The sequence below is a fragment of the Micromonospora sp. NPDC049139 genome (assembly GCF_055586845.1).
The window spans coordinates 176,873-202,060 of sequence record NZ_JBVJHK010000013.1 but is presented as its reverse complement, the minus strand read 5'-3'; the positions used below and the strand labels follow the sequence as shown (position 1 = coordinate 202,060).

Genomic DNA, 25,188 nt, shown 5'->3' with positions numbered 1-25,188 from the left:
ATGACGATCACCTGGAAGAACGACCTGCCGCTGCCGATGGCCCGGCCCCGGTACTACGACCACCAGTACCTGCGCGCCGGCGACCTGACCCAGGCGCTGGACTACCTGCTGGCCCGGCAGAACCTCGCCGCCCGACTGCTGCGGCCCAGGGGCGTGGTCACCGGCCTCGACCTGACCGCCACCGGTAGCGACGTGACGATCGGCCAGGGCGTGGCGATCGACGGCGCCGGCCGGGTGATCGTGCTGGCGGAGAACACCCGCAAGACCCTGCCCGCCGAGGGCAGCAGCTGGCACGTGGTGATCCGCTACCACGAGTACCTCACCGAGCGGCGCGACGAGGGCGGGGTCGCCGCCGAGACCCGGTGGACCGAGGAGGGGCGCATCGAGTTCTCCGCCGCCGCCCCCACCGACCCGGCCAACGCCATCGTGCTCGGCACGGTCACCCGCGCCGGCGGCACGATCACCGTGCAGGGCACCGGGCGGGTGGCCGCGGGCCTCCGGGTCCCGGTCGGGGCCATCGTGCCGGCCGTCGGCGGCGGCGCCCAGTCCGGCATCACCTTTCCGAGCGACCCCGGCGGCGGCGCCGGCGACGAGGCCTACATCCGGTACTGGCCGTACAGCGGCGAGAACACCATCCTGCGCATCGCCAACAACAACGACGCCGACGACATCATCGCCTTCACCCAGCAGAACGCGGACCGGCTGCGCATCGCCGGCGGCATGCTGCACCTGGGCAGCATGGAGGGGGCCACCGTCTCCCCCGGCCAGGTGGTCACCGGGCTCGGCTTCTGGGGCCCCGGCGTGCAGCACGCGCAGCTGTCGTTCCGGGCCGGCAAGGGCTTCGAGCTGGTCGACCGCAGCAACGACGGGCCGGGCCTCGGCTACGGCGAGGGCAGCAAGCCGTACGCCGACCTGGCGGTCAAGGAGCTGCGGGCGGCGAGCCTGCGCGGGCGCGGCGGGCTGTCGCTGACCGCCGAGGGCGGCTTCGCCGTGCGGGCCACCGGCGGGGTCACCGTGGTCAAGGACGCCAACGGCAACGGGGACCTGACGGTGCAGGGTGGCCTGTGGACGGGCGGGAACATCTCCATGCCGGCCTCCGGCTACCTCAACGGCGCCAACCGGCTGCACATCAACGGCCCCGAACGGCTCTACCTGCTCAACAGCGCCGGCGTCTACATCGGCTACGGCGGCGGCACGGGCCCGGAGACCGGCTGCCTGTGGGTGGAGAAGCGCGGCTTCTTCGGCGGGAACGTCCAGATCAACGGCCAGCTCGGCGTCGCGGTCAGCCCGAACACGGTGCCCTCCTGGAGCGGCGGCGGCATCAGCACGTTCGACCTGTTCGCCTCCGGCGCGATCTACCTCGGCACCGAGTCGGGCGGCTACACGATCAGCCTGATGGCCAGCAGCGGCGTGATCAAGGGCAAGTCCAAGCAGTTCGCCATCGACCACCCGCTGGACGCCCCCGACGCCACCGAACGCCGCCAGCTCATCCACGCCGCCATCGAGGGACCGGAGAACGGTGTCTACTACCGGGGTGAGGCGCGGCTCGACGGCGGCACCGCCACCGTCGAACTGCCCGCGTACTTCGAGGCGCTGACCCGGCCGGAGGGCCGGACCGTGCACCTGACGCCGGTCTTCGACGACGACGAGCCGGTCTCCGCGCTGGCCGCGAGCCGGGTCAGGGACGGGGCATTCCGCGTCCGCACCGTCGACGGGTCGCCGGCCTCGCACGCCTTCTACTGGGAGGTCAAGGCCGTCCGCGACGACCTGGAGCCGCTCGAGGTGGAGGTGCCGGCGACGCACTGACCTGCCCTCGGGGCCGGGCCACCCGCAAACGAACCCGGCCCCGAGGCCAGCGCCGACCACTCGTCGGGCGGTCAGCCGCTCCCGCGCGGGCGCCAGCCGGCCGGCGGGTCCTCACCGACCAGTCCGTCCACCGCCTCGCGGAGCAGGTCGGCCTGGCCGGTGTGCCGGCCGTACTCCTCGACGAGGTCGCAGACGAGCCGGCGCAGGCTGGCGTGGCGGCCGTCGGGCGTGGCGGCGTAAACGAGTTGGTCGAGCCCGCCGACGGCCAGGGCGGCGTCGAGCCTCGCGCGGGACCGTTCGACGGCGCCGTCCCACAGCGCGTAGAGCTGCTCGGGGGCGTCGGTGGCGGCGGAGGTGAACGGCCAGTCGTTGCCGCCGTCCCAGGCCGTGCCCTCCCACGGCGCGCCGATCGCCTGCCCGGTCAGCCTGGTCGTGAAGGTGCTGTCCTCCACCGCGGCGAGGTGCTTGAGCAGGCCGCCGAGGGTCAGCGAGGAGGCGCCGAAGCGGGTCCGCAGCGCGGCGGCGTCGAGGCCGTCGGCCTTCCAACGAAAGGTCGTTCGCAGCCGGTCGAGCGCGCCGACGAGATGCTCGACCTCGGTGCCGGCGAGGGGCGGCTCCCACGGGTACTCGCTGTTGGTCATCGCGCCACCGTAGGCCGCACCACCGACAACCCTGTCCGCGGAGCCGCGGACCCTGTGCGAACTCGACCTGCGCGTCGACCGACGGGCACCACCGACTGACGCCCGGTCAGCGACAGAGGGAATCGACGTACCGCTCGAAGTCGGGAAACTCGGCCCGTGCCGCCTCGATCACCTCGGGCACGGTCCGGCGTGCCTGCGGCGCGTAGCGCTCGGCGATCGCGGTGCGGCGGGCGTCCGGGCGGGGGCGGTGCTCGTGGCGTGGCCACATGGTCGCCTCCAGCGGGCCGAAGCCACCGGCCAGCAGCCACAGGTAGGCCCCCAGGTCGCAGGCGACGACGGACGTCTCGCCTTCGGAGCCGAGGAACACCACCGGCTGACGGTCGACCGGCTCACCCGGCCGGACCAGCCAGAAGGCGGCCAGTCCGCCCGTGCCGTCCTGGCCGAAGATCCGCAGGTCCAGACCGTCCATCGAGCTGTTGCCGCTCCACGCGTGCCACCACTCGGCGGTCTCGCCGAGGGTGAGAAAGCTGTCGTACGGCTCGAAGTCGACGCCGTCGCCGCCGGCGTAGTCGAAGCCGCCGTCCTGGGCCTCCCGCAGCGCGGCGGGAAGGGTGAGTTCTCCTCCGGTCACCGGCGCACGGTAGCGGAAGACCACGACAGAAACGGGTCGACGGTTCAGGGGCCGGCCGCCGACCCGACGGCAATGACGTATCTCATATTGACGCGAATCGTCCAATGTGATGCATTGGCCACTTCCCTGGGATGACGCGCAGTCCTTTCTCAGACGGACCGGAAACAGATTGCAACCAAGGGGTAGCGCATCGCTTCATGTCGTTGCATACTTGCCGCCGACGCACGGCTGATCCCGGCGTGCCGATCCGACCGAAAGGTTATTCCGTGAAGCGTGACCAGTCGCCTGTGCTGCCGGGCAGCGGCGCCACCGACTATGCACGCTATATGCGCACGGACGCGCTGCTCGACCTGCAACGGTCGCCGGCCGAGATGATCCACCGCGACGAACTGCTCTTCCAGGTGGTGCACCAGTCGGCGGAGCTGTGGCTCAAACTGGCGGCGGCCGAGTTGACCGAGGCGACCGCCCGGGTGGGCGCCGGGGACCCCGCGGCGGCCGAGGCGCTGCTGGCGCGGGCGACGCTCGCCGTGCGGCTGATCACCGACCAGCTGGAGATGTTCCGACACCTCTCCCCCGTGGACTTCCAGGCGATGCAGCCCGCGCTGGGCAACGGCTCCGGCGCCGAGTCGCCAGGCTGGCGGCAGGTCCAGGCGGCCAGCCGGCAACTCGGGCGCGCGTTCGCCGACTGCCTCGCCGACCGGGGGATCCCGGCGACGGCGTTGTGCCCGGCAGACCCGGCGGACCCCGTCCACCGGCTGGCGGAGGCGATGGTGGAGTGGGACGAGCGGGTGTCGCTGTGGCGCACGCGGCACTACCAGGTGGCCCTGCGGGTCGGCGGTCACGCTCCGGCCGGCACCCCGGGCAGCCCGGCCACCATGCTCGCCAAACTTGTCGGGCACCGGTTCTTTCCCGATTTGTGGCAGGCCCGACTCCAGCCCGCGGCCGACGATTCCGGTGCCGCCAAGCCCTGACATCCGCACTTGCCGGCGGTGACCGGCGTCCTCCCATTGTGGTGCCGATTCGGAAATGTCGAGGGGCGCTTCGTGCACGAATTGACGAGCTGGTTGTCCGGTACGGCCGACCCGCGCACTTTCCCCTACCCGGCGGTGCTGCGCGAATTCCATCGGGTCGGCAAACACTTCGTCGAAAAGGAACTCCTCGCCCTGCTCGACGAGACGCGGGCGAGAGTGGCCGGCGCGACGACGGCCGGCGACGACGAGGCGCGGCTGTTGAGCGACTTCCTCGACGTGACGCTCGACAAGTGGGACGGCCGCTACGACTACCGCAGCTACCTGGCCCTACGCGTGCTCCGGCTGCCCTGCGGCGCGGACGACCCGCCCCCGGCCGAGGACGACGCCACCGCCCGGCGCGCCCGTGACCGGCTGTTCGTCCGCCTGGTCGCCGACGCGTTGGCCTTCGAGTTGGCCGCCGCCGCCCACACCACCGACCTGCTCCCGCAGCAGCGTCCGGGGCCGCCGGTGGTGACCAAACGCTGCCGCCTCGGCGTCCGGGCCGCCCTGCCCCCGCTGGCCCGCCTCGGCCTGGCCGGGGCGGTCGGCGACGGCGGTCCGACGACCACCGCCACCGCGCTGCACGCCGTCGCCGCCGACCTCGACGCCGACGGGGATCAAACGCTGCGGCTGAGCATGTTGCCGGTCCACGTGACCCACGACGAATACCTGTTCATCCGGGTGCTCCAGGCGTACGAGTGCCTCTTCGCCGGGGTCGCCGACGAGCTGCGCGCCGCCGTCGCCGCGCTGGCCGGGGCCGTGCCACGTGCGGCGGCCGACCGGCTGGGGTACGCCGGGGACCTGCTCGGCGCCGCCGGCCCGCTCTTCTCGCTGCTGGCCACCATGCAGACGGAGTCGTTCCGGACGTTCCGGCAGTACACCGAGGGGGCCAGCGCCATCCAGTCCCGCTCCTACAAGCTCGTGGAGTCGCTCTGCCGTACGCCGGAAGGAGACCGGCTGGACTCGGTGGCCTACCGGTCGGTGCCGGAGGTGCGGTCCCTGGTGCGGGCCGGCCAGCCGACGATCGACGAGGCGTACCGGTCGGCCGTGCGTGCGGGCCGGCTCGACGGCGCGGACCGCATGCTGGTGGCGCGGCGGATGGAGACGTTCGCCGGGGCCCTGTCGCAGTGGCGGCGCACGCACCACCGGATCGCCACCCGGATGCTCGGTCCCCGCTCCGGGACCGGCTACACGGAGGGCACCCCTTATCTGGCGGCGGTCCGCGACGTGCCGGTCTTCACGGCCGTCACCGCCGATTCCCGCCCGGTCGACCCGATTGGAGGCCACACCGCGTGAGTCGATCCCACCCCGCGCCCGGGCCTGACGCGCCCCGGTGCCTCGACGCCGCCGCGCAGGCCGCGCTGCGCGCCGAGTTCCCCCTGCTGGAGACCTGTGTCTACCTGAACAACAACTCCACCGGCGCGGTGCCGAGGGGCGCGGAGCGGGTGCTGCACGACTACTGGGAGACGCTGCGCACCTGGCGGGACGACGTGTGGCAGGGCTGGCACGTCGGTCTCGACCGGTACGCCGACTCGGTGGCCGCCCTGATCGGCGCACCGCCGGGCAGCGTGGTCACCGACGCGAACCTGAGCACCCTGCTCGCCCGGGTGGCGTCCTGCTTCGACTACCGCCCGCCGCGCGACCGGGTCGTCACCACCGACCTGGAGTACCCGACGGTGCCGTTCGTCTTCCGGGCGTTCGGCCGCTACGGCGCCCGCCTCGACGTGGTCGGCACCGGCGGCCCCCACCTCGACCAGGAGGCGCTGGAGGCGCGCCTCGACGAGCGGACGCTGCTGGTGTGCGTGTCGCACGCCAGCTTCACCTCCGGCGCCACCGTCGACCTGCCCCGCCTGGTCGCCCGCGCCCACGACGTCGGCGCGCTGGTGGTGGTGGACGCCTTCCAGACCGTGGGGGTGGTGCCGATGGACGTCACCGCCCTCGGTGTCGACGTCGTCCTCGGCGGCGCGCACAAGTGGCTCTGCGGCGTCGGCACCGCCTTCCTCTACGTCCGCCCCGACCTGGTGCCGGAGCTGACGCCGGCGGCCACCGGCTGGCAGGCCGGCGACCGGGCGTTCACGTTCCAGCCGTCCACCGGCTGGGCGCCCGACGCCCGGCGGTTCGCCGGCGGCACGCCGTACCCGGTCACCTCCCTGGTCTCCCAGGTCGGCCTGGACCTGCTGGCCGGGATCGGCACCGAGGCCATCCGGTGGCACTCGCTGGCCCTCACCCAGCGGGTCCTCGACCGGGCCGGCGAGGCCGGCATCGCGGTGGTCAGCCCCACCGCGCCGCACCGCCGCGGCGGCGTGGTGTGCCTGGACGTGCCCGACGGCGAGGCGGTGAAGCGGCGACTCGCCGCCCGTGACCTGATCTGCAGTTGGCGCGGCTACCTGCGGGTCGGTCCGCACGTCTACAACACCCTCGACGAGGTCGACGCGTTCATGGACGCGCTGGAGAAGGAGCTGCACCGGTGACCGTCACCCTCTCGCCGCGGGCGCTGATGAGCCTGCTCGCCAACGGTCCGAAGGCCATGGACGTGCTGGAGACGGCGTTCAGCATGGGCCTGCTCGACGCGCTGGAGCCCGGGCCCGTCCGTCTCGACGCGCTGGCCACCCGGTTCGGGGTACGCCCGCTACGGCTCTACAAGTTTCTCGACTGCCTGGAGAGCCTGGGCTTCCTGACGCGCGACGAGCCCGAGGACGACATCGGCACGACCAGCTACCGTGCCGTGCCGGGGCTGCGCGACGCGGTCGCCGCGGTGGTCGGCCCCGGCGCGGTCGAGCGTGACCGGGACCGCTATCCCTGGCGGCGGCTGCACGGCCGGCTGCCCGAGAGCCTGCGCGGCCAGGTCAGCATCGGCGACGACGACTTCGCCTGGCCGCCGAAGACCGACGCGCATACCGCCGAGTTCGAGCGCAGCATGGCCGTCGGGCTGGGACCGGTGATCGAGGCGGTACGGCGGCACGCCGATCTGCTGTGGCCGGACCGGCGTCGCCTGCTGGAGGTAGGCGGTGGCGACGGGACGCTCGCCGCGCACGTCCTCGACACCGCGCCGGGCCTGCGGGCCGACGTCTACAACCTGCCGGCGGTGGCGCCGTTGGTGGCGGCCACCCGGGTCGCGCGGGGGCACCCCGAGCGGCTGGGGTTCGTCGGCGGCGACTTCCTGACCGAGCCGCTGCCCAAGGGGTACGACGCGATGTCGTTCGTGCGGGTGCTGCACGACTGGCCGAACGAGGTGGCCCGCCACCTGGTGGAGCAGGCGTACGCGGCGCTGGAGCCAGGTGGGCTGCTGCTGATCTGCGAGGAGTTCCGCACCCCGGACCGGCTGGCCATGCAGTTCTTCTGGAGCTACTTCCTGATCGGCGTGGACAGCTGCGTCAGCCGGCTGCGCGAGGCGGAGTTCTACACCAAGCTGCTCGCGGAGGTCGGCTTCGAGCGGGTGGCGGTGCTGCCCGGCACCTGGGAGCTGGTCGTCGCGTACAAGCCGAACCCGGCTGGCTGACCGGCCCCGCCCCGGCCGCGCCTTCCGCCCTTCTTCGTCGCCTTGCGGCCCGGTCGAACAGCAACGTCGGCCTCGTCGCGCCTGACCGCAGGGCCGTCCCTGGTCTCGACGCGCCGCTGCACGGGGCGGATCACCCGGACCGGGTGGGGTGTGCTCACCCCGGTGCGGGACAGAGTGGTGACCCACGACAGCCAGGGAGGCACCATGACGCTCCGCTCCAAGGTCAACATCGCGCCGACCGACGACGTGCCGCTGAAGCCGGCGCATGGCTACCGACTGCGCCGGCAGCGGCATCCGATCGGTGTCCGGGGCGGGCCGCGCCGAGCCCCGCGCGGCTACCGACTGCCCGACGCGGAGCGGCGGCAGATCCGGGCCGCGTACGACCTGCGGGAGCGGCAACTGGTGCGGGCTCTGGTGACGGCCGCCGGGCAGCCCGGCGACGCGGCGGAGAACCTGGCCGGGCAGTTGGAGCAGCGACTGGACGCGCTGGTACACCGCGCCGGCTTCGCCCGGACCGTCGGCGAGGCCCGCAGCCTGGTCGAGCACAACACGTTCACCCTGGACGGCGGCAAGGTCAACCGTCCCTCGTACCTGGTGCGACCGGGACAGATAATTCAGGTACGCCCGGAGCGGCAGTGCCCCACACCGGCTGTGGTCGCCGCAGGCGGGTTCCGCGACGTCGAGTCCCCGCCGTACCTGGACGTCCGGCCGGAGGAATTCACCGCGACGCTGACCCGGGAGCCGCGCCGGCAGGAGGTGCCCGACCTGCGCGGCGTCCCGCTCACCGTCCGGTCCGACTAGGTCAGCCCACACCACACCGGCCCCGGCACGTGGACCACGAGGCGCGGTCGGTCAGGCAGCGGCCACAGCACCGCAGGACGGACAGGCTCTCACGGTGCGGCGACGGACACCGGCACGCTGAGTCGGCCCTCGTTTCCGCTGCGATCCAGCCCGGACACGCAGTAGGAGAGCGAACGGTCGGTCGGGGCGGTGCGGTCGACCCAGCCCGTACCCCGGACGGTGCCGACGAGCCGGGCCGCATCGCCGTCCACCCGGTAGACGGCGAAGCTCGCGGCCCCGTCCCCGCGCCAGGTCAGCGCCACCTCGCCGTCGCCGTGACGGCGCGCGCCGGTGACCGTGGGGGCGGCCGGCGGTGCCGCTGGTAGGTGCGCCATCGCGGGCACGAGTGCCGGGCCGGCGTAGTGCGCCCCGCTGTACCGGCTGACCGCCCCGAGCTTGTCGGCGCGCACCTGCCGGGCGCTGAAGTGCACGCTCCCGCTCACCCCGTGCCGCCGGTTGAGGGCGAGCTGGCGGTCCAGCTCGGCCGGGTCGCGCCAGGCGCCGCGCTCGCCCACCCGGTAGTCGGCCTGGCCGATGTAGAGCTGCACGCGGGTGCCCTTCACCATGGCCGCCCACCACGGCAGCAGCGTGGCGTAGTCGGCCCTGTCGAACCCGATGTGCCAGTAGAGCTGCGGCACGACGTAGTCCAGCCACTGCTCCCGCACCCAGAGTCGGGTGTCGGCGTAGATGTCGTCGTAGCTCTGCAGCCCGGCTGTCGCGGAGCCGGCCGGGTCGGTGCGCTTGTTCCGCCAGATGCCGAACGGGCTGATGCCGAACTTCACCCACGGCTTGATCACCTTGATCCGCTCGCTCATCTCCCGCACGAGGGTGTTCACGTTGTCCCGGCGCCAGTCGTGCTTGTCCGCGGACCGCCCGCCGTACCGGGCGAACGCCGCGTCGTCGGGGAAGTCCTGCCCAGCCTCGGGATAGGGGTAGAAGAAGTCGTCGAAGTGCACCCCGTCGACGTCGTACCGCCGCACCGCCTCCAACATCGAGTCCTCGACGAAGGTGCGCGCCTCGGGGATGCCCGGGTTGAAGTAGAGGCGGCTACCGGGCTTGTCGGCGCTGGGATAGGTCACCACCCAGTCCGGGTGCCGGCGCAGCGGGTGGGTCGGCGCGAGCCGGTCCAGCCGGGGGCCGGGTCCGCCCACCGTGGCCGGCTGCCCGCCCCGGTACGGGTTGAACCAGGCGTGGAACTCCAGGTTGCGGGCGTGCGCCTCGGTGACCATGAACTCCATCGGGTCCCAGCCCGGGTCGCGGCCGTCGCGCCGCCCCGTCAGCCACTCCGACCACGGCGCGTACTCCGACGGCCAGAGCGCGTCCCCGCTCGGCCGCACGTGCACGAAGACCGCGTTGTGGTTGCGCCGCACGGCCAGGTCCAGCCAGCCCCGGAACTCCGCCCGCACCGTCTCGGCCGGCAGCCCGCGCCGGCTCGGCCAGTCGATGTTGTTCACCGTCGTGATCCACATGCCGCGCAACTCTCGGGGCGCCCGGGCCGCCCGGCCGGCGCAGGTCGGGGTGCCGTCCCTCGGGCCGGTGCCAGGCGCCGCAGCGATGGCGGACGCGTCACCCGGCGCCGATGCGCCGCCGCCGGCATCCGGGTCCCGCAGCGACCAGGCACCGGCCGCGGCCGCTACGGCGAGCGCGGCGACCACCGCGACCAGCGCGTGGGTACGACGACGGTGGGCGGGGGAAACGGGCGGAGCAACGACGGGCATCGCCCCAGTCTGCCCAGTTGCTGCCCGCCGGGTGAACCAGTCCGCCCCTTACGTGACGATCGGACAATGCCGGCTGCCGGCCCTGTGCCGCGATACCTGCCGGGGTCGGACGAACATCGACTGCTCAACCAGTGGAGCGGGGAGCCACGGACCTGAGCCGAGGCACGCAACCGCGGCGAGGGAGACGAAGCGGGCGGTTCCGGCTGCGGCGCGGCTACCTGAACCCGACCTCCGGCACCGCCGGAGGCGGCACCGGCGGCGGCACCGGCGGCCGCAGGAGCTTCGCGATCGGTGTGGCGACCAGCCTCGCAACCCCAAGGCCGGCGTGGTCGCGGTGTCCCTCATCCCGCAGTTCGTCACCGCCGACGGCCCGGTGCTGGCCTCCTCGATCGCCCTCGGCGCCGTCTGGGCCACCGTCTCCGGCACCTGGTTCTGCCTGTACGCCTGGACCGTCGACAAGGGCCGTGCCCGAGCCAAGAGCCCAGCCGTGCAGCGCTTCCTGCAGGCGGCGGCCGGCGTCACCATGCTCGGCCTCGGCACCGCGGTGGCGGTCGGCACCTGACCATCGGAGATCTTCCCTTGCCGGCGTCGACTAGCTTGCACACATAGACATAGATGACTGTCGTGTTGCACGGTGGAGGACGGACACATGACCGAGCCGGGAGACCCGCAGCAGAGCAACGAGCGGCCGCCGGATGGCGCGGTGTCGTCGGCGTCACCGGGTCGACGGCGGAAGGCACTGCTGTTCGGCTGCGCCGGCCTGGTGCTCGCCCTGGTCGCCGGCCTCGTCGTATGGCTGAACCTGCCGACGCCCGAACGCAATCGGGAGCCCTTCGACCAGGCGGTGGCCAGCCTCGGGAACGCCCGCGGAGTGCGTTACACGGGTGCCGCGACGGACGCGGCGTTCACTGGCAAGCAGACGCGGCGGGACATCACGGTCACCGCCCACGGGGAGCAGTACGGCACCGTCAGCGTGCCGGACCTGAACATGGATCTGAAGGTGCTCCGGGTCGGTGGACGGGTCTACGGCTACGAGACGAGCAACGGGCGGTGGGCCCGGTGGCGGACCGGCGGCTACACGAGGCGGCTGCTCGGCCCGATGTCCGAACAGCTCGTCTCCCCTGGCGCGCTTGCTGATCAACTGTCGGAGGCCCTGGACGCGCTGCCCAGGCTGCCCGCGCCCGAGGACCCGGACCTGCCGGCCCTCTCGGTGGACGGGGTGCCGGCGTTGCGGGCCGACACGGCGGCGGGCACCCTCCTGGTGGCCAAGGACCCACCGTACCGCGTACTGCGGTTGGAGCCGGGCACCGAGACGCCACGGTCGGGTCAACCGCAGCCGACCGGTCAGGACGAAGCCCCGTCCGACGCCGCGGCTTTCGACAGTCTGGACATCGCTCCGCTCTCCGACGGCCAGGCCGAGCAGATGTACGACACCCTCGCGGCCGAGACCGCGCAACTGGCCGGCGCCGAGGACGCGGACGTCGACTTCGCTCTGGAAGGCGACGGCACCCTAAAGTGCAGGCCCAGTGGCTGCCACGTCCGGCAGAGCTTCACCGGAACGCTGTCCACCGACGCCGCGACCCGCATCACCGCCGGCCAGATCACCGTCAGCATGACGGTCACCATGGACATCGAGGGGCGGCGGGCCGGCGGCTGCAGCAGCCCTCCGAGGACCCTTCCGCTCACCGGGAACACCGTCTCCGGTCAGCAGTCCTGCTCGGCCCCGGAGGCCGGCCCGGTGTGGGCCGCCGTCGACGCCGAGAAGCGGGCCAGGGCCAAGGCGGAGTCCAGGGCCACCGGCCGGTCGGTCACCTACACCGTCCGCTCACATGCCCGCGCCGAGGTGATCGCACAGGCCGTCACCAAGGTCGAGGTGGACCGGCTGCTCGAACGGCAGCGGCAGCAGCGCAACTCCACGGAATGCCCGACGCCCAACAGCTTCGTCCCCGGCACCCTCGTCCTGCTCGCCGACGGCAGCGCCCGCCCGATCGAACGGGTCACCCCGGGCGTCCGGGTCCGCGCAACCGATCCGGTCACCGGCCGCACCACCGGCGAGCCCGTGCTCGCCCAGATCACCGGCGGCGGCCCGAAACACCTCGACCAGCTCACCGTCACCGACGGCCGGCAGACCGGCACCGTCACCGCGACGGCCGGCCACCCGTTCTGGAACCCCGACCGGCGGGCCTGGATCGACGCCGGCGACCTACGCCCCGGCGCGGCCCTCGCCGGCCCGCCAGGCTCCCGCCCGGTCCGCGTCACCGGTACGCGCGCCTACCAGCGGAACCTGACCGTCCACAACCTCACCGTCGCCAACGTCCACACCTTCTACGTGCTGGCCGGAGACACGCCTGTCCTGGTGCACAACTGCGCGATGAAACGTGGCGCGAAGGCGCTGAAGGGGATCAAGGTTCCCAACTCCTACGAGGGGCTCGACATCGCGCACGTACGGCGGAACCACGTCCTGGGCGGTGCCGGGGTGACCAGCGGCAAGGACCTGTGGCCGGCGAAGATCACCGACGCGGAACTGGAGTCCATCGCCCGGGCGGCGTTGCGGAACAACCCGCGCGTGGTCGGCTACGATCCTGAGACACGAATGGTCCAGGCGACCGCCGTGGTCGACGGCAGGAAAGTGCGGTTCCAGATTCCCCGTGGCGGCGGCCGGATGAGATCGATCTACCCGCAGTGAATCCGTCGCGCTCCGGCCGAAGCCGCCGGCCGCCGGCTCGTTGACAGAGGCTCGGAGCATGTTCGCGATCAACATTCCGTTGGACAGCCTGCGGGTCGACGCACGTGCACCCGAACTCCACCTGCACGGCCAGACCTGGATCACCATCGACGGCCACGACTTTCCCGAACGGCACTGGGCCGACTCTCCGCTGTCGTTCCTCGGCTCGCTGCGGGCCGCGATCCGGGAGGCCGCCGGCGGCGAGGAGGCGGATTTCTACTTCTGGGAAGGCGCCTATTTCGTGAAGCTCGTTCCCCGGCCGGACGGCGTCGCCGTGTTCGCGGTGCACGACGCCGACCTGGACGAGGGCGGAGCCGTCGAGGCGAGTTGCGTGTCCACGCTCGGCGAGCTCGGCCGGCTGTATCAGGCGGAGGTCTCCCGCCTGATGGAGTGGGCCCAGCGGCACCAGGAACGGGACCTGCGGGCGTTCCTGGCCCGGATCCTGCCCCTGCCCGAGTTGGACCGGCCGTGAGGATGCTCGGGGAGTCCTGCCGGCGTGGACCGACCGCTGTGGGCCTGGGAACGGGATCGCCGGCCGGACGCGTCAGGCAGCTGCCGTCCGGCTCGCCAGCGCGCGGGAGAGCCTGCGGACGGCCTCGTCCATGAGGTCGGGTGGCGCGGCCGCGTAGGTGAGGCGCAGGTGTGGTGCCGGGGGTTCGGCGGCGTACCACGGCCGCCCGGGGAAGACCACGACGCCCTCGTGGGCCGCGGCGGCGGCCAGCGCGACGTCGTCGGTGCCGTCGGGCAGGCGGGCCCACAGGTGCAGGCCGCCCCGCGGAACCACCTGCGGGGCGAGTGGGGGCAGGTGCCGCCGCAGCGCGGCCAGCAGTGCCGCGCGCCGCGCCTGCAACGCGGCGCGCACGGTGCGGTGGTGACGCGCCCACGCCGGGGAGGTGACGAACTCGATCGTGGCCTGCTGCAGGGGGCCGGCCACGAAGAAGTCGTCGAGCAGTCGGCCTGCCCGCAGGCGGGCGCCGGCCGGGCCACGGGCGCCGATCGCCGCGACACGGAGCCCGGGCGCGGCGGACTTGGTCAGGGAGCGCAGGTAGACGACGTGTCCGTCGGGGTCGTCGGCGGCCAGTGGAGGTGTGGCCTCGCCGTCGATGGCGAGGTCCCGGGCGTAGTCGTCCTCGATCAGGAACGCCCCGGCGTCGCGTACGGCGGCGCAGACCTCGGCGCGGCGGTGGGCCGCCAGGGTCGCGCCGGTGGGGTTGGCGTACAGCGGTTGGCAGTAGAACAACCGCGCGCCGGTGCGGGTGAACGCGGCGGCCAGTTGGTCGGGCCGTACGCCGTCGGCGTCCGCGGGGACGGGCACCACCCGCAGTCCGGCGGCGCGGGCCGTGGCCAGCGCGCCCAGGTAGGTCGGCGACTCGACGAGCAGGGTGTCACCGGGGGCGGCGAGCGCGCGGAGCGCGGAGGACAGCGCGGCCTGTCCGCCCGGGCAGATCACCATGTCGCCGGCGCTCAGCCCGCCTCCGGCCGCGCGGGCGAACCAGGCGCGCAGGTCCTCGCGTCCCTCGGCCGGGCCGCGTTGCCACGACGCGGGCTGTCGGGCGGCTCGGGCCAGCGCGGCACCGAGCGCGGCGGCCGGTTGAAGATCCGGGTCCAGGTAGCCGCCGGACAGCGGTATCGCGTCCGAGGGCGGTAGCGCCAGTAACGCCTGCATGTCCTCCTCGCCGCGTGGGCGAGGGCCGAGGGCCACGGTCTGCCAGGACAGGTCCGCCCCGGGCTGCCGCGTGGGCGCGGCGGCCACGAAGGTGCCCCGCCCTGATCGCGCCTCGACCAGTCCCTCTGCGGCGAGCTGCCGGATCGCCTCGGTGACCGTCACCGGGGAGGCCTGGTGGCGCGCGGTCAGCTCGCGTACCGACGGCAGCCGGTCCCCCGGGTCGGCCCTGGCGACGAGCGCGCGCAGATCTTGGATGACACGCTCGGCTGCGTTACCGTTGCCCATGAAGGACAAGAGTAGCGCTACTGCCGTGAGCACGGTAACAGCGGATCGCACCGTCGGGCTCGCCCTCGGAGCGCTGGGCGTGCTGGCCTTCAGCATGTCGCTGCCCATGACCCGAGTCGCCGTGCAGGAGCTGGACCCCTGGTTCGTCGCCTTCGGCCGGGCCGTCGGCGCGGCGCTGCTGGCATGGGCGTACCTGAGATCCACCGGCGCGCCGCGGCCCAGCCGAGGTCAGTGGCGGCGCCTGTCGATCGTCGCGCTCGGTGTCGTCGTCAGCTTTCCGTTGTTCACCTCGCTGGCCCTGACGACGCAGACCTCCGCGCACGGCGCGGTCGTCGTCGCCGTGCTGCCGGCCATGACCGCGATGTTCGCGGTGCTGCGCGCCGGAGAGCGTCCGCCGCCGCTGTTCTGGGTCGCGAGCATCGGCGGGCTGCTGGCGGTCCTGGCCTTCCTCATCGTCAGCGGCACGGTCAGCGGCGCCCTGTCCCTCGCGGATCTGTACCTGCTCGCGGCGGTCGTGCTGTGCGGCCTCGGATACGCCGAGGGCGGTTTGCTCGCCCGCGAACTGGGCGGTGCCCGCACGATCTGCTGGGCACTGCTGCTGTCGCTGCCCGTCACCCTGCCCGTCACGGCTGTGGCCACCACGATCCACCGACCGCACGCCGGCGCCGCCGCCTGGGCAGGGTTCGGTTACCTCACCGCGGTCTCCATGTTCCTGGGCTTCTTCGCCTGGTACGCGGGCCTCGCCCGCGGCGGCATCGCGCAGGTCGGACAGATCCAGCTCGCCCAGCCCGTCCTCACCCTGACCTGGTCGGCGCTGCTGGTCGGCGAGGCCGTCGCTCCGGCCTCGGTCGCCGCGGCGTTCGTGGTGCTCGCCTGCGTCGTCCTGACCCAGCGCTCCCGCACCGGAACACGAATCGCTGCTCCTTCGCCGACGGGCGAGCCGGGCGGTTCCGGCGCGAGACCCGTCGTGGCGTCGGCAGCCCACCCGTCGCCGGATCCGTCCTGATGCGCACCGGCGCCACCTGGCGCGCCCGGCAGGGCGGCGCGCGGGCCGGCCGGGCGCGCCGCCGATGAAGGATTCCGCCGCCCCGAAAGCCCGGCACCGCAAACCGTTTACACCGCCGTCGGCTGCGGGGTATGTTACGAGCCATCCATCGAGCTCCATCTATCACAAATAGGGGTGGAAGGTGACTGGTCGACGCGCCTCACGGCGTACGCACGGGCTACTCGGCGCCATGCTCGCCGCGACTCTGGTCCTGTCCGGTGAGTCAGTCCTGGCGGCTTCGCCGGCATCAGCCGACCCGGACCGGGGCTCGGCCGCATCAAGCCGGTTGGCCACCGCGTTCGACACCGCCGCACGACGGTACGACGTTCCCCGCGATCTGCTCCTCGCCCTCGGCCACGCCGAGACGCGCCTCGACGGGCATGGCGGCAGACCGAGCGCGGCGGGCGGCTACGGCCTCATGCACCTGGTCAGCAACCCGAACCTGCACACCCTGGACGAGGCGGCCCGGCTGACCCGGCTCGACCGGGACACGCTACGCGCCGACCCGACCGCGAACGTCGCTGGCGCCGCCGCCGTCCTGCGCTCCTACGCCGACCAGGCCGGCCTGACCGCCGTCGAGCGCCAGGACGTCAACAGGTGGTACGGCTCGGTCGCGCGCTACGGCGGGGCAAGCACCCCGGCGGTCGCCCGGCTCTACGCCGACGCCGTCTACGACCTGCTCCGAACCGGCTTCGAGACGGCACAGCCCGAAGCGTTGGCCGTTCCCGGCCGTCCGGTCGCGCCGCAGCGAGGCGTGCTCGCCCAGGCGGCGGACGGGGTCGGAACCCTCAGCACCGACTACGGACCGGCCGCGTGGGCGCCGGCCAGCCCCAGCAACTACACCGTGGCCAGCCGGCCCGGCAGCCACCCCGTCAGGTACGTCGTCATCCACGTCACGCAGGGCAGCTACGCCGGATCGATCAGCTGGTTCCAGAACCCGGCCGCCAAGGCCAGCGCGCACTACACGTTCCGCTCGTCCGACGGCGCGGTCACCCAGTCCGTGCGCGAGAAGGACATCGCCTGGCACGCCGGCAACTGGACCTACAACACCCAGTCCATCGGCATCGAACACGAGGGCTACGTCGACAACCCCGCCTGGTTCACCGACGCGATGTACCGGGCGTCCGCGGCCCTGACCCGCAACCTGGCCAACAAGTACGGCATCCCCAAGGACCGGGCACACATCATCGGCCACAACGAGGTGCCGGGGGCCACCCACACCGACCCGGGCCCGCACTGGAACTGGACCTACTACATGGAGTTGGTGAACGGGAAGACCGGCGTCGGCTCCGGCACGGTGAACACCGGAGGGGCCGGCCTCAACGTCCGCTCGGGGCCCGGCGCCGGCTACGCCATCGTCGGATCCGTCGCCGACGGCACGACGGTCAGCATCTACTGCCAGGCCGTCGGCACCACCGTCACCGGCACCTACGGCACCACCAACGTCTGGAACCGGATCGGCACCAACAGGTACGTCTCGGACGCCTACGTCCTGACCGGCCACGACGGCTTCATCCCCAACGTGCCACGGTGCTGACCTCCCGGCGCCGGACCCGCGCGGCCCCTCGCCGACGTGCCCGCGGTGAGAGGATCTGGAGAGCCGAAGGACACAAGGGAGGGCGCCGTGCGCTACGTCGATGGCCCGACGGTGGAGTGCGACCTGCGCCTGGCGGCCGATCCGGCCCGGGTGTGGGAGCTGGTCACCGACATCGAGCTGCCCACGCGGTTCAGTACGGAGCTGCGCCGGGTCCGATGGCTGGACGGCAGCCGGGGGCCGGCGCTCGGCGCCCGGTTCGAGGGGCACAACCACCATCCCGCGCTGGGCGAGTGGCGGACCATCTCGCACGTCGTGCGGTTCGACGAGCCGCAGGTCTTCGGCTGGGTGGTGCTCGACCCGGACAACCGCTTCGGTGGCGGCCCCGCCGACCTGCGGCGCCCGGCCGCCGCCTGGCAGTTCCGGCTCGCTCCCGAGGGTGACGGCTGCCGGCTGGTCCAGTCCGTCCGGATCGGCCCCGGCCGCAGCGGGGTGAGCCTGGTCATCGACCGGGCCCCCGAGAACGAGGAGCAGATCATCGAGCACCGACGGGCCGCCCTGCGGGACGCCATGACCGCCACGTTGCAGGGCATCCAGGGCCTCGCCGAGCAGCCGCGCTGACCATTCCGACGACGCGGCCCGGCCATCACCGGGTTCGAGCCCTCGGCGACGTCGAGCAACACCGCGGTGGTGGGCGGGCCGCACTGATGGCACAGCGGGTGCGGCCCCGCTCTACGGCACCGGGAAGTCCAGATGCGAATTCCGGTCGGGACGCGCACGGACCACGTCCATGACCTGCCCCGCCACAGCGGAGGGGCGGCGGTCACGGAGATCCAGGACGTTGCCGGAGACACTCACCCGGTTGGCCACGAGCAGCCGCATGATCGCCAGCAGGGCGTCGAACCGGCCGGTCAGGTCGAACCGGCGACCGTCGGGTCCGATCACGACGGCCGGGCGCGCCCCGACGGCGAGGGTGGTGCGCGCCCAGTCGATCTCGTACGACCGGCGGTCGGGGCCGACCCGCACGACGAGCTGCTTCGTGCGGTGCAGCAGCGCGAGGTAGGCCATCGGCACCGTCAGTTTCTTCCCGAGGTCGATCGGGGCGGTGCCGTCGGCGGGAAAGACACGCAGGACGGTCTCCAGCACCGGGCCGGCGTACTGGAAGGTCTTCGTGCCCCGCAGTTCCAGGAACCGGCCACGGACGAGGTGCCCGCCGTGGCGGGCCCACCGGCGGTCCACGCCGCCGAACGCCCCTTTCTCCGCGGGCAAATGGTCGACCACCCACCTGGCCTGCCCGTCCGGCACCGGCTCGGGCGCCGGCCACCCGCCGGCGGCCCGCTCGACCAGGTTCTGGAGCTGCGTCGCCATGGCGGGATCGACGCGGCGCAGGTCGATCGTGTCGCCGTCCATGGTGATCCGGCCCGCGGTCCCGGTGCCGGTGATCCGCCACAGCTCCAGGAGGAGATCCGGGCGACCGGTCAGCTCGACGTGCCGCCCGTCGAGACCGAGCAGCCTGCACGTCCTGGCGCCCGACAGCAGGGCGCTGCGCGGCCAGTCGATGCCGAACTCCTCGGGGATGTCGGGATGGACGACGGCGACGAGTCGCCCCGCGGTGACGGCCCCCAGGCACAGGGACGGCACCCGCCACGTGTGCGTCGACTCGAACGGCTCGCCGCCGTCAGGTTGGACCCGCAGCCCGAGCCGGATGCGCGGCTTCGGCTCGTCGGGGTCGAGGTCGCCGTAGGACTGGTACGTCGCCTCCCAGTCGTCGCCGTACGACACGAGTGCCGCCTCGCGCACCTCGGCCGTGGCCAGCCGACCGCCCTGGATGGGGATCCGGGCGCGGGGAGTCCACATGGCGAGGGTGTCGTCGTCCCACTGATACGCCCTGGACACGCGGTCGCGGTCGGTGATGACCGGGTGGTGCCTGCGGGTGAAGAGGAACGCGCTGACGAGGATCGCGAGGGTGAACCCCAGCCCGACGAGGAGGAAGGCCAGCGGGACACCCCGTTCGCCCTCGCCGGCATCGGTGACGCCCAGGGCGCCGCAGACCAGCAGGATCGGCCCCGCCACCCCAAAGACGGTGAAGAGCACGAGGTTGCCGACGAACGTACGGGCGAAACTCCGCACTGCCCCTCCTTGGCTGACGTCGGTCCTTGATACCACCGTTCCCGACGCGACTGCGGCGGACCAGTTCCAAGACGGTACAAGGGCGGCGCCCGCCGACGGCAGACCGAGAGCGACGCGGGGTTTCGACGTCAACGGCTGGCTGGACCAGCTGGGCGTGCGCCGGCCCTCCTGACCGGGAAAGCCCGGGGGTGCCGACCCGGCGCACGCCTCGTGCTCGTCCGGTCGTCCGCCCTGGTCAGACGACGTCCCTGCGTAGGGGCAGGACGATAGCCAGTAGCGCGGCGGCGAGCGCGTAGGCGATCAGCAGCCCCGCGCCGGCCTGCGGGGAGAGGAGTTGCGGTGCGGCTCCGGTCGTGTCGTTCGCCACCTGGGTGAGCGCGGTGAAGTTGGTCAGCGCGGCGGTGGCACCGCCGGGCAGGAACGGGTATGCCGTGTTCACCCCGGGAATGAAGAGCAGCAGGTTCTCGCCCATGTAGAGGTACGCGCCCAAGCCGGCCAAGGCGAGCACCTGGTTGCGGACCAGCGCGCCGATGCCCACGCCCAGTACGGTGTAGGCCGCCATCGCCACGACCAGGCGCAGCAGCAGACTGACGACGACATCGAGTGGTGCGCCGGTGGGGATGTCCCGGACAGCCGTCCCGGCGTAGAGCGCGATGCCGGCCGCGATCGTGGTGATCAGCCCGTAGGCCACCCCGGCGACGAGGTAGACGAGGAGTTTCGCGGCCAGCACGCTCCAGCGTCGAGGTGCGAACAGGAACGTGGCCGAGATGGTCCGGTGCCGGTACTCGGAGGTGACCGCCGTCGCGCCGAACAGCGCAGGGACGATCACTCCGAGCCCGGCGAGGCCGAGTACCGCCCGGATGCCGGCCTCGGTGTCCAGTCCGGGCAGGGGCGGATTGACGTTCTCGGGGCCGATGATGGTGAGCAGCCCGACCAGGCCGCCGCCGAAGACGACCGCGGCGGCCACGGCCCAGATCCAGAGGCGGGTGGCGAACAGCCGGCGGAACTCGGCTCGGACGAGGTGGCTCATCTGGTGGTCCTCTTTTCCCCGGTCAACTGCAGAAATGCCTGTTCCAGGTCGGTGCGGCACGGAGTCAGTCCGTACACGCGCAGGCCCGCGCCCGCCGCGGTGTCCGCGACCCTTTCGGCGCTGAGGCCATGGATTCGGAGGGTGCCCGGACCGGTGTTCTCGATCCGGGGCGGGCGACCGTCGGTCGTCCGGGCATCGGCCAGTCGCGCGGCGAGGAGGTCGGCGTCAGGAGACTGGACCACGACGGCGGGAACGGTCACCGCAGCGAGTTCGTCGAGGGTGCCTTCGGCCATCAGGCGCCCGCCGCTGAGCACGACCACGCCGTCCACCATCTGTTCCACCTCGCTGAGCACGTGGCTGGAGACCAGGACGGTGCGCCCCTCGTCGGCGAGCTGGCGTAGGAACCGGCGTAGCCAGGCGATCCCCCCGGGGTCGAGCCCGTTGGTCGGCTCGTCCAGAAGCAGCACGGGAGCGTTGCCGAGTAGGGCCGTGGCGAGGGCGAGCCGCTGGCGCATGCCGGTGGAGAATTGGCCGGTCTTGCGGCCCGCGAACCCGGACATGTCCAGGGCCTCGATGACCTCGTCCGCGCGTCGTAGCGGCAGCCCGGCCATGTCGCAGTAGATCCGCAGGTGGTCCCGGGCGCTGGTTCCGGGATGGCAGCTTGACGCGTCCAGGGCCGCGCCGACGGTACGAGCCGGCTGCGGCAGGTCGACGTACCGTCGGCCACCGATGAGCGCGTCGCCGGAGGTGGGCCGAACCAATCCCAGGATCATTCGCAGGGTGGTCGACTTCCCGGCGCCGTTCGGGCCGAGGAAGCCGGTGACCCGCCCGGGCTCCACGGTGAAGGTCAGGTCGGTGACCGCCGGGACGGCACCGAACCGCTTGGTGAGGTTGCGCACCTGCACGCGCACGCCGTCGGACGTCTTCGTGATGCTGGTGAGCGGTTTGTCGTGGTCACTGGGAACCAGCCTTTGGATCTTGGGCATGAGGCATCGCCATTCGAGGTGGGGTGAAAAAGGGACCGGTGGCCGCCGGAGCGGCCACCGGCCGGGAAGCAACGGACGGACCGGTCAGGGCGTCCGCGTGGCCTCTTCGATGAGCCGAACCGTGGCGCGGGGGTCGCTGACCTGGACGACGAGGCGGTTGTAGCGTTCGTCGGTCAGTTCGATGACGACGGCCTTGGCTGGATCACGGACGTCCCAGAACACCCGCTCGCCTTCGGTGTGGAAGGTGCCCGCGACGATGACTCCGGGAAGGTGGGCTCCCGGCGCTCGCAGCCCCTTCGGCTCCTTGACGATCCCCGGGTCGGCGGTCGCGCCCCTGACGTTGACCAGCGGGATGGTGAGCCGGCTCTTCAGTGCCCAGAGCTTGTCCAGGCCTTCGATCTCCACGACGAGGGCCTCGCCGTCGACATACACACGTGCCATATCTGTCTCCTCAGATCTCGTGCTGGCTGAGCTGGTCGGCCACTGCCGCGCCGGCTTCGGTGGTTTGCGTATCGGAGGCGCCGGCCCTGGCCCGCAGGCGCAGACCCAGCACGGTGGCGGTCAGCGCGGTGGTCAGTGCCTCGACGCGAGCGGTTCCGTCGGCGCCCGGATGTTCGGCGATCAGGACGCGACCGAGGGCCTCGTCCATCTCCCGCAGGCACTGGGCGACCACTTCGGCGACCTCGGGATCGACCGGGGCGCGCTCGACCGCGGCCCTCAGGAGCAGGTCGAAGCCGGGTTTCGCCGCGTCGGTGGCGAGTACGCGATGCATCGCCTCGGTGATGTCGCCAGCCGCCGCGACGGCCGTGACGAGTGGTCGCACCTGGTGCTCCACGTGCCAGCGCAGCGCCCTGGTGTAGAGCCCACCCTTGCTGCCGAAGGTCTTGTACAGGCTGTTGCGATGGACGCCGAGGCTGGCCACCAGGTCGTCGACGGACGTGCCGTCGTATCCCCGCTCGGCGAAAACTCCTATCGCCGCCTGGACAGCTTGATCCTCGTCGAACCCACGTGGTCTCCCCATGTCAGCCACAGTAGCGGGTTTAGGAACGACCAGTCAAGAACGATCGTTCCTGAATTCGGCCGAGCTGGTTCCTGCCGCCTGAGGAGGCCCCTGTTCCGTCCCTACCGTCGAGCCCTGGCCCGACGCCGGCTGTCGACCCCGCTCCGGCCGAACGCGTCGGCGCGCCCCCAACGCCCCGGGATGTCGAGCAGTTCGATCCGGCCGATCGCGGCCGGCAGGGCGGGATCGACCGCGAGGTGGTCCTCGTGCGGATTGAGGCCGAGCATCGTACGGAGGAACAGCAGGGTCGCTCCGGCCGACCAGCCCTGCGGGCTGCAGGCGGTGGGGTATTCGACGGGGTACTTGGTCAGGGGCCGCTCGTAGCCGGCGAACGCTTCGGGCAGCCGCCCGCCGAAGTACTGCGACGCGTCGATGACCGCCTCGGCGATCTGGCCGGCCTCGGTGCGGAAGCCGTAGCGCCACAGCCCCCAGGCGATGATCGAATTGTCGAACGGCCAGACCGTGCCGACGTGGTAGCCGACCGGGTTGTACCGCGCCGCGCTGTCGGCCAGGGTGCGGACACCCCACCCGGAGAACATGCTCGGCCCGAGGAGGTGCTGGGCGATCTTCTGGGCCCGGTCCGGTTCGACGATGCCGCTCCACAGCAGGTGGCCCATGTTGGACGACATGGCGTCGACCGGCTTGCCGTCGGTGTCGAGGGCGAGGGCGTAGTACTCCCCCTCCTCGATCCAGAAGTCGCGGTTGAAACGCCGTTTGAGGTCGGCCGCCTCGGCTTCCAGCCGGTCGGCGTAGGCGGGGTCGTTCCAGAACTGCCGGGCCAGACGGGCGCCGCGCAGCTTCGCGTCGTAGGCGTACCCCTGCAGCTCACAGGTCGCGCGTGGCAGTCCGGGCAGCCGGCCGTCCCGGTAGGAGACGGCATCCCAGGAGTCCTTCCAGCACTGGTTCTCCAGGCCGTTCACGGTGTTTCGCCGCTGGTACGACACGTAGCCGTTGCCCAGGATGTCGCCGTACTCGTCGATCCAGTTCAGCGCCGCGCGGGCCTCGAGCTCCAACTGTCGCACCAGGCTGGCGTCCCCGCTCCACCGCTCGTACTCGTCGAGCAGGATCACGTACAGGGGGGTGGAGTCCGCCGATCCGTAGTAGGGGCTGTGCGGCTGCTCCTCGAACGCCGCCGATTCGCCGTAGCGGAACTCGTGCGCGATCTTCCCGGGTTCCTCGTCGCGGTAGTCGTCCAGCTTGCTGCCCTGCTGGAAGGCGAGGTCGCGGAGGACCGTCGAGGCGAGTTCCGGCACGAACGGCAGCGTCTGCAGGCTGATGAAGATGCTGTCGCGGCCGAAGATGGTCATGAACCAGGGCAGTCCCGCGGCCGGCAACCGCCGGGGGAAGGCGAGCGGTGAGTACCGCATCGCGGCCAGGTCGGTGAGGCTGCGCTCGTACGCCGTCTGCAGGGACCGGTGGTCGCACACCAGCTGTGGTGTCTGGACGAGGAAGTCGTCGAGGTCCTGCCGCAGCTGCGGCTTCACCCGCCCCTGGTGGGCGTCCAGGCTGGCCCGGATGTCGAGGCCCCGCGCGCCGCGCACGATCGGGTAGACGTGCAGCTCCGTGCTCCACCTGCCGCGCGGTGCGATCCGGAGGTCGAAGGTCATCCCCGTTTCGTCGACGCGCGCCGGCGAAGTGCTCGAAATGATCGTCTCACGGTGGAAGGTGCCTCGTTCGTAGCGGAACCGCAGATGACCGTCCTCGACGCTCGTCAGGGTCTTCCCGGTCTTCTGCCGCACGTCCTTGATCTCGAACAGGTCGGCGAAGTCGGTGGCCATCTCCACCCGCAACGTGAGGTGCCGTTCCTCGGTGTCGTGGTTGAGTACCGTCAACTGTTCGCTGAACTCCCGGCAGATCTGCTGCTGCCGGATGACCGAGACCTTCGCGTCGACGTAGTGGGTCGGCTCGCCGGGCACGAGGAAGTAGCGGGTCTCGAAGTACTGCAGGTCGTCCCGGGACAGGGCGTTGAGCGGTTGACCGTCGACGGTCAGCACCCATTTCGACAGGAACCGGGTGTCGAACGAGAAGAGCCCGGTGGGAAAGGTCGGCGACGGGTGCAGGTCGCCACGTTCGTCGCTGACGACGAACGTGTTGCCGTCCAGGATGCTGACGCCTCGTTCGCTCATGAACCCTGTCCTCCTGCACGGGCGAAGTCGCGCGGGTGGTGGGCGCCCTCGGGGCCGGGCAGCAGCCGCTCGAACGACGACAGGAGCGCCAGGTCGCCCTCGACGTTGATCTCGTTACGCATCAGCGCCGCGTAGAGCTGCGCCCGACCCTGGACCAGCCGGTCGAAGAGCGTCTGGTGGCCCCGGATCACCAGGTCCGGCCGCTGCTCCTGGCGCGACACCTGGGTCGTGCCGTCGCACAACGTTACGAACCAGACATCTACTCCCGTATCGCGTTCGACGTCCAGCCGGATCGTGCCCCGGGCCTTCATTGTGATCGGCGTGCCCGGGCTCCGGCCCAGCCGGCCGAGAAAGTCGGCGGTCGGGTCCCCCATCAGAAGCCTCCTCCAACACCCCCGCGAGCCGCACTGTTCGTACAGCCTGGAACGCCCGGTGGTGAGCGGCCCTCACCCGAAG

Annotated in this window: 23 protein-coding genes; 12 read left to right on the top strand and 11 right to left on the bottom strand. The window is 72.2% G+C overall.

Annotated elements, in window-relative coordinates; translation table 11 throughout:
* A complete protein-coding gene (locus tag ACZ6Q9_RS22035) occupies positions 1 to 1,806 on the top strand; it encodes a hypothetical protein (protein ID WP_396830918.1) in 1,806 nt (601 codons plus the stop codon).
* Positions 1,807 to 1,877: 71 nt separating this feature from the next.
* Here ACZ6Q9_RS22035 and ACZ6Q9_RS22030 read toward each other — a convergent pair whose 3' ends face one another.
* Complete coding sequence (locus tag ACZ6Q9_RS22030) at positions 1,878 to 2,447, bottom strand: mycothiol transferase (protein WP_396830917.1); 570 nt, start codon at positions 2,445 to 2,447, stop codon at positions 1,878 to 1,880.
* 106 nt (positions 2,448 to 2,553) lie between these two features.
* On the bottom strand, positions 2,554 to 3,078 hold the full coding sequence (locus ACZ6Q9_RS22025) for an SMI1/KNR4 family protein (RefSeq protein WP_396830915.1): 525 nt from the start codon (positions 3,076 to 3,078) through the stop codon (positions 2,554 to 2,556).
* 266 nt (positions 3,079 to 3,344) lie between these two features.
* Between ACZ6Q9_RS22025 and ACZ6Q9_RS22020 the strand changes: the two genes are divergently transcribed.
* The 5 genes from ACZ6Q9_RS22020 (at position 3,345) to rpsD (ending at position 8,388) form a co-directional block, all read left to right on the top strand.
* Positions 3,345 to 4,049, top strand: a complete 705-nt coding sequence (locus ACZ6Q9_RS22020) for a tryptophan 2,3-dioxygenase family protein (protein WP_396830914.1) — start codon at positions 3,345 to 3,347, stop codon at positions 4,047 to 4,049.
* Between the two features lie 72 nt (positions 4,050 to 4,121).
* The gene (locus ACZ6Q9_RS22015) at positions 4,122 to 5,384 is read left to right on the top strand and encodes a hypothetical protein (protein ID WP_396830912.1); all 1,263 of its coding nucleotides are present in this window, start codon (positions 4,122 to 4,124) and stop codon (positions 5,382 to 5,384) included.
* Positions 5,381 to 6,559 carry an aminotransferase class V-fold PLP-dependent enzyme gene (locus ACZ6Q9_RS22010; RefSeq protein WP_393453814.1) on the top strand — a complete coding sequence of 393 codons (1,179 nt, stop codon included), beginning with the start codon at positions 5,381 to 5,383 and terminating at the stop codon, positions 6,557 to 6,559. Before ACZ6Q9_RS22015 ends, ACZ6Q9_RS22010 begins: the two co-directional genes overlap by 4 nt.
* Positions 6,556 to 7,587 (top strand): methyltransferase, encoded by a 1,032-nt coding sequence (locus ACZ6Q9_RS22005; protein WP_396830910.1) that lies wholly within the window; start codon positions 6,556 to 6,558, stop codon positions 7,585 to 7,587. Before ACZ6Q9_RS22010 ends, ACZ6Q9_RS22005 begins: the two co-directional genes overlap by 4 nt.
* A 204-nt stretch (positions 7,588 to 7,791) precedes the next feature.
* A complete protein-coding gene (rpsD, locus tag ACZ6Q9_RS22000) occupies positions 7,792 to 8,388 on the top strand; it encodes a 30S ribosomal protein S4 (RefSeq protein ID WP_396830909.1) in 597 nt (198 codons plus the stop codon).
* Between the two features lie 89 nt (positions 8,389 to 8,477).
* Here the strand turns inward: rpsD and ACZ6Q9_RS21995 are convergent, their stop codons facing one another.
* The gene (locus ACZ6Q9_RS21995) at positions 8,478 to 10,145 is read right to left on the bottom strand and encodes a glycoside hydrolase family 10-like protein (RefSeq protein WP_396830908.1); all 1,668 of its coding nucleotides are present in this window, start codon (positions 10,143 to 10,145) and stop codon (positions 8,478 to 8,480) included.
* Positions 10,146 to 10,176: 31 nt separating this feature from the next.
* Between ACZ6Q9_RS21995 and ACZ6Q9_RS21990 the strand changes: the two genes are divergently transcribed.
* The 3 genes from ACZ6Q9_RS21990 to ACZ6Q9_RS21980 all read left to right on the top strand — a co-directional run bounded on the left by ACZ6Q9_RS21990 (position 10,177) and on the right by ACZ6Q9_RS21980 (position 13,342).
* Positions 10,177 to 10,707, top strand: coding sequence for a LysE family translocator (locus tag ACZ6Q9_RS21990; RefSeq protein WP_393267349.1), 531 nt, complete (start codon positions 10,177 to 10,179; stop codon positions 10,705 to 10,707).
* An 87-nt stretch (positions 10,708 to 10,794) separates the two neighbouring features.
* Positions 10,795 to 12,831, top strand: coding sequence for a polymorphic toxin-type HINT domain-containing protein (locus tag ACZ6Q9_RS21985; RefSeq protein ID WP_396830907.1), 2,037 nt, complete (start codon positions 10,795 to 10,797; stop codon positions 12,829 to 12,831).
* Between the two features lie 58 nt (positions 12,832 to 12,889).
* A complete protein-coding gene (locus ACZ6Q9_RS21980) occupies positions 12,890 to 13,342 on the top strand; it encodes a hypothetical protein (protein WP_393267343.1) in 453 nt (150 codons plus the stop codon).
* Positions 13,343 to 13,414: 72 nt separating this feature from the next.
* On the opposite strand, the gene ACZ6Q9_RS21975 is transcribed toward ACZ6Q9_RS21980, so the two are convergent.
* Positions 13,415 to 14,821: a PLP-dependent aminotransferase family protein gene (locus ACZ6Q9_RS21975; protein ID WP_396830905.1), complete on the bottom strand. Its 1,407-nt coding sequence runs from the start codon at positions 14,819 to 14,821 to the stop codon at positions 13,415 to 13,417.
* A 25-nt stretch (positions 14,822 to 14,846) separates the two neighbouring features.
* On the opposite strand from ACZ6Q9_RS21975, the gene ACZ6Q9_RS21970 reads away from it, so the two are divergent.
* From ACZ6Q9_RS21970 to ACZ6Q9_RS21960, 3 genes are all read left to right on the top strand, one after another.
* Positions 14,847 to 15,827, top strand: a complete 981-nt coding sequence (locus tag ACZ6Q9_RS21970; protein WP_396830903.1) for a DMT family transporter — start codon at positions 14,847 to 14,849, stop codon at positions 15,825 to 15,827.
* Positions 15,828 to 16,056: 229 nt separating this feature from the next.
* Entirely contained in the window at positions 16,057 to 17,403 is a 1,347-nt protein-coding gene (locus ACZ6Q9_RS21965; protein WP_466021425.1) for an N-acetylmuramoyl-L-alanine amidase, read from the top strand.
* Positions 17,404 to 17,490: 87 nt separating this feature from the next.
* Positions 17,491 to 18,021: an SRPBCC family protein gene (locus ACZ6Q9_RS21960; protein ID WP_393267332.1), complete on the top strand. Its 531-nt coding sequence runs from the start codon at positions 17,491 to 17,493 to the stop codon at positions 18,019 to 18,021.
* A gap of 111 nt (positions 18,022 to 18,132) precedes the next feature.
* Here the strand turns inward: ACZ6Q9_RS21960 and ACZ6Q9_RS21955 are convergent, their stop codons facing one another.
* The 7 genes from ACZ6Q9_RS21955 to ACZ6Q9_RS21925 all read right to left on the bottom strand — a co-directional run bounded on the left by ACZ6Q9_RS21955 (position 18,133) and on the right by ACZ6Q9_RS21925 (position 25,106).
* Positions 18,133 to 19,530, bottom strand: coding sequence for a hypothetical protein (locus ACZ6Q9_RS21955; RefSeq protein ID WP_396830901.1), 1,398 nt, complete (start codon positions 19,528 to 19,530; stop codon positions 18,133 to 18,135).
* Between the two features lie 235 nt (positions 19,531 to 19,765).
* A complete protein-coding gene (locus tag ACZ6Q9_RS21950; protein WP_357462191.1) occupies positions 19,766 to 20,560 on the bottom strand; it encodes an ABC transporter permease in 795 nt (264 codons plus the stop codon).
* The gene (locus tag ACZ6Q9_RS21945; RefSeq protein WP_393267327.1) at positions 20,557 to 21,546 is read right to left on the bottom strand and encodes an ABC transporter ATP-binding protein; all 990 of its coding nucleotides are present in this window, start codon (positions 21,544 to 21,546) and stop codon (positions 20,557 to 20,559) included. Before ACZ6Q9_RS21945 ends, ACZ6Q9_RS21950 begins: the two co-directional genes overlap by 4 nt.
* 84 nt (positions 21,547 to 21,630) lie before the next feature.
* Entirely contained in the window at positions 21,631 to 21,987 is a 357-nt protein-coding gene (locus ACZ6Q9_RS21940; RefSeq protein ID WP_393267324.1) for a hypothetical protein, read from the bottom strand.
* 10 nt (positions 21,988 to 21,997) lie between these two features.
* The gene (locus ACZ6Q9_RS21935) at positions 21,998 to 22,567 is read right to left on the bottom strand and encodes a TetR/AcrR family transcriptional regulator (RefSeq protein WP_393267321.1); all 570 of its coding nucleotides are present in this window, start codon (positions 22,565 to 22,567) and stop codon (positions 21,998 to 22,000) included.
* A gap of 101 nt (positions 22,568 to 22,668) precedes the next feature.
* Entirely contained in the window at positions 22,669 to 24,732 is a 2,064-nt protein-coding gene (locus tag ACZ6Q9_RS21930; RefSeq protein WP_393267318.1) for an amylo-alpha-1,6-glucosidase, read from the bottom strand.
* The gene (locus tag ACZ6Q9_RS21925) at positions 24,729 to 25,106 is read right to left on the bottom strand and encodes an SCP2 sterol-binding domain-containing protein (RefSeq protein ID WP_393267316.1); all 378 of its coding nucleotides are present in this window, start codon (positions 25,104 to 25,106) and stop codon (positions 24,729 to 24,731) included. The genes ACZ6Q9_RS21930 and ACZ6Q9_RS21925 overlap by 4 nt, the downstream gene beginning before the upstream one ends.
* Positions 25,107 to 25,188 lie beyond the last annotated feature (82 nt).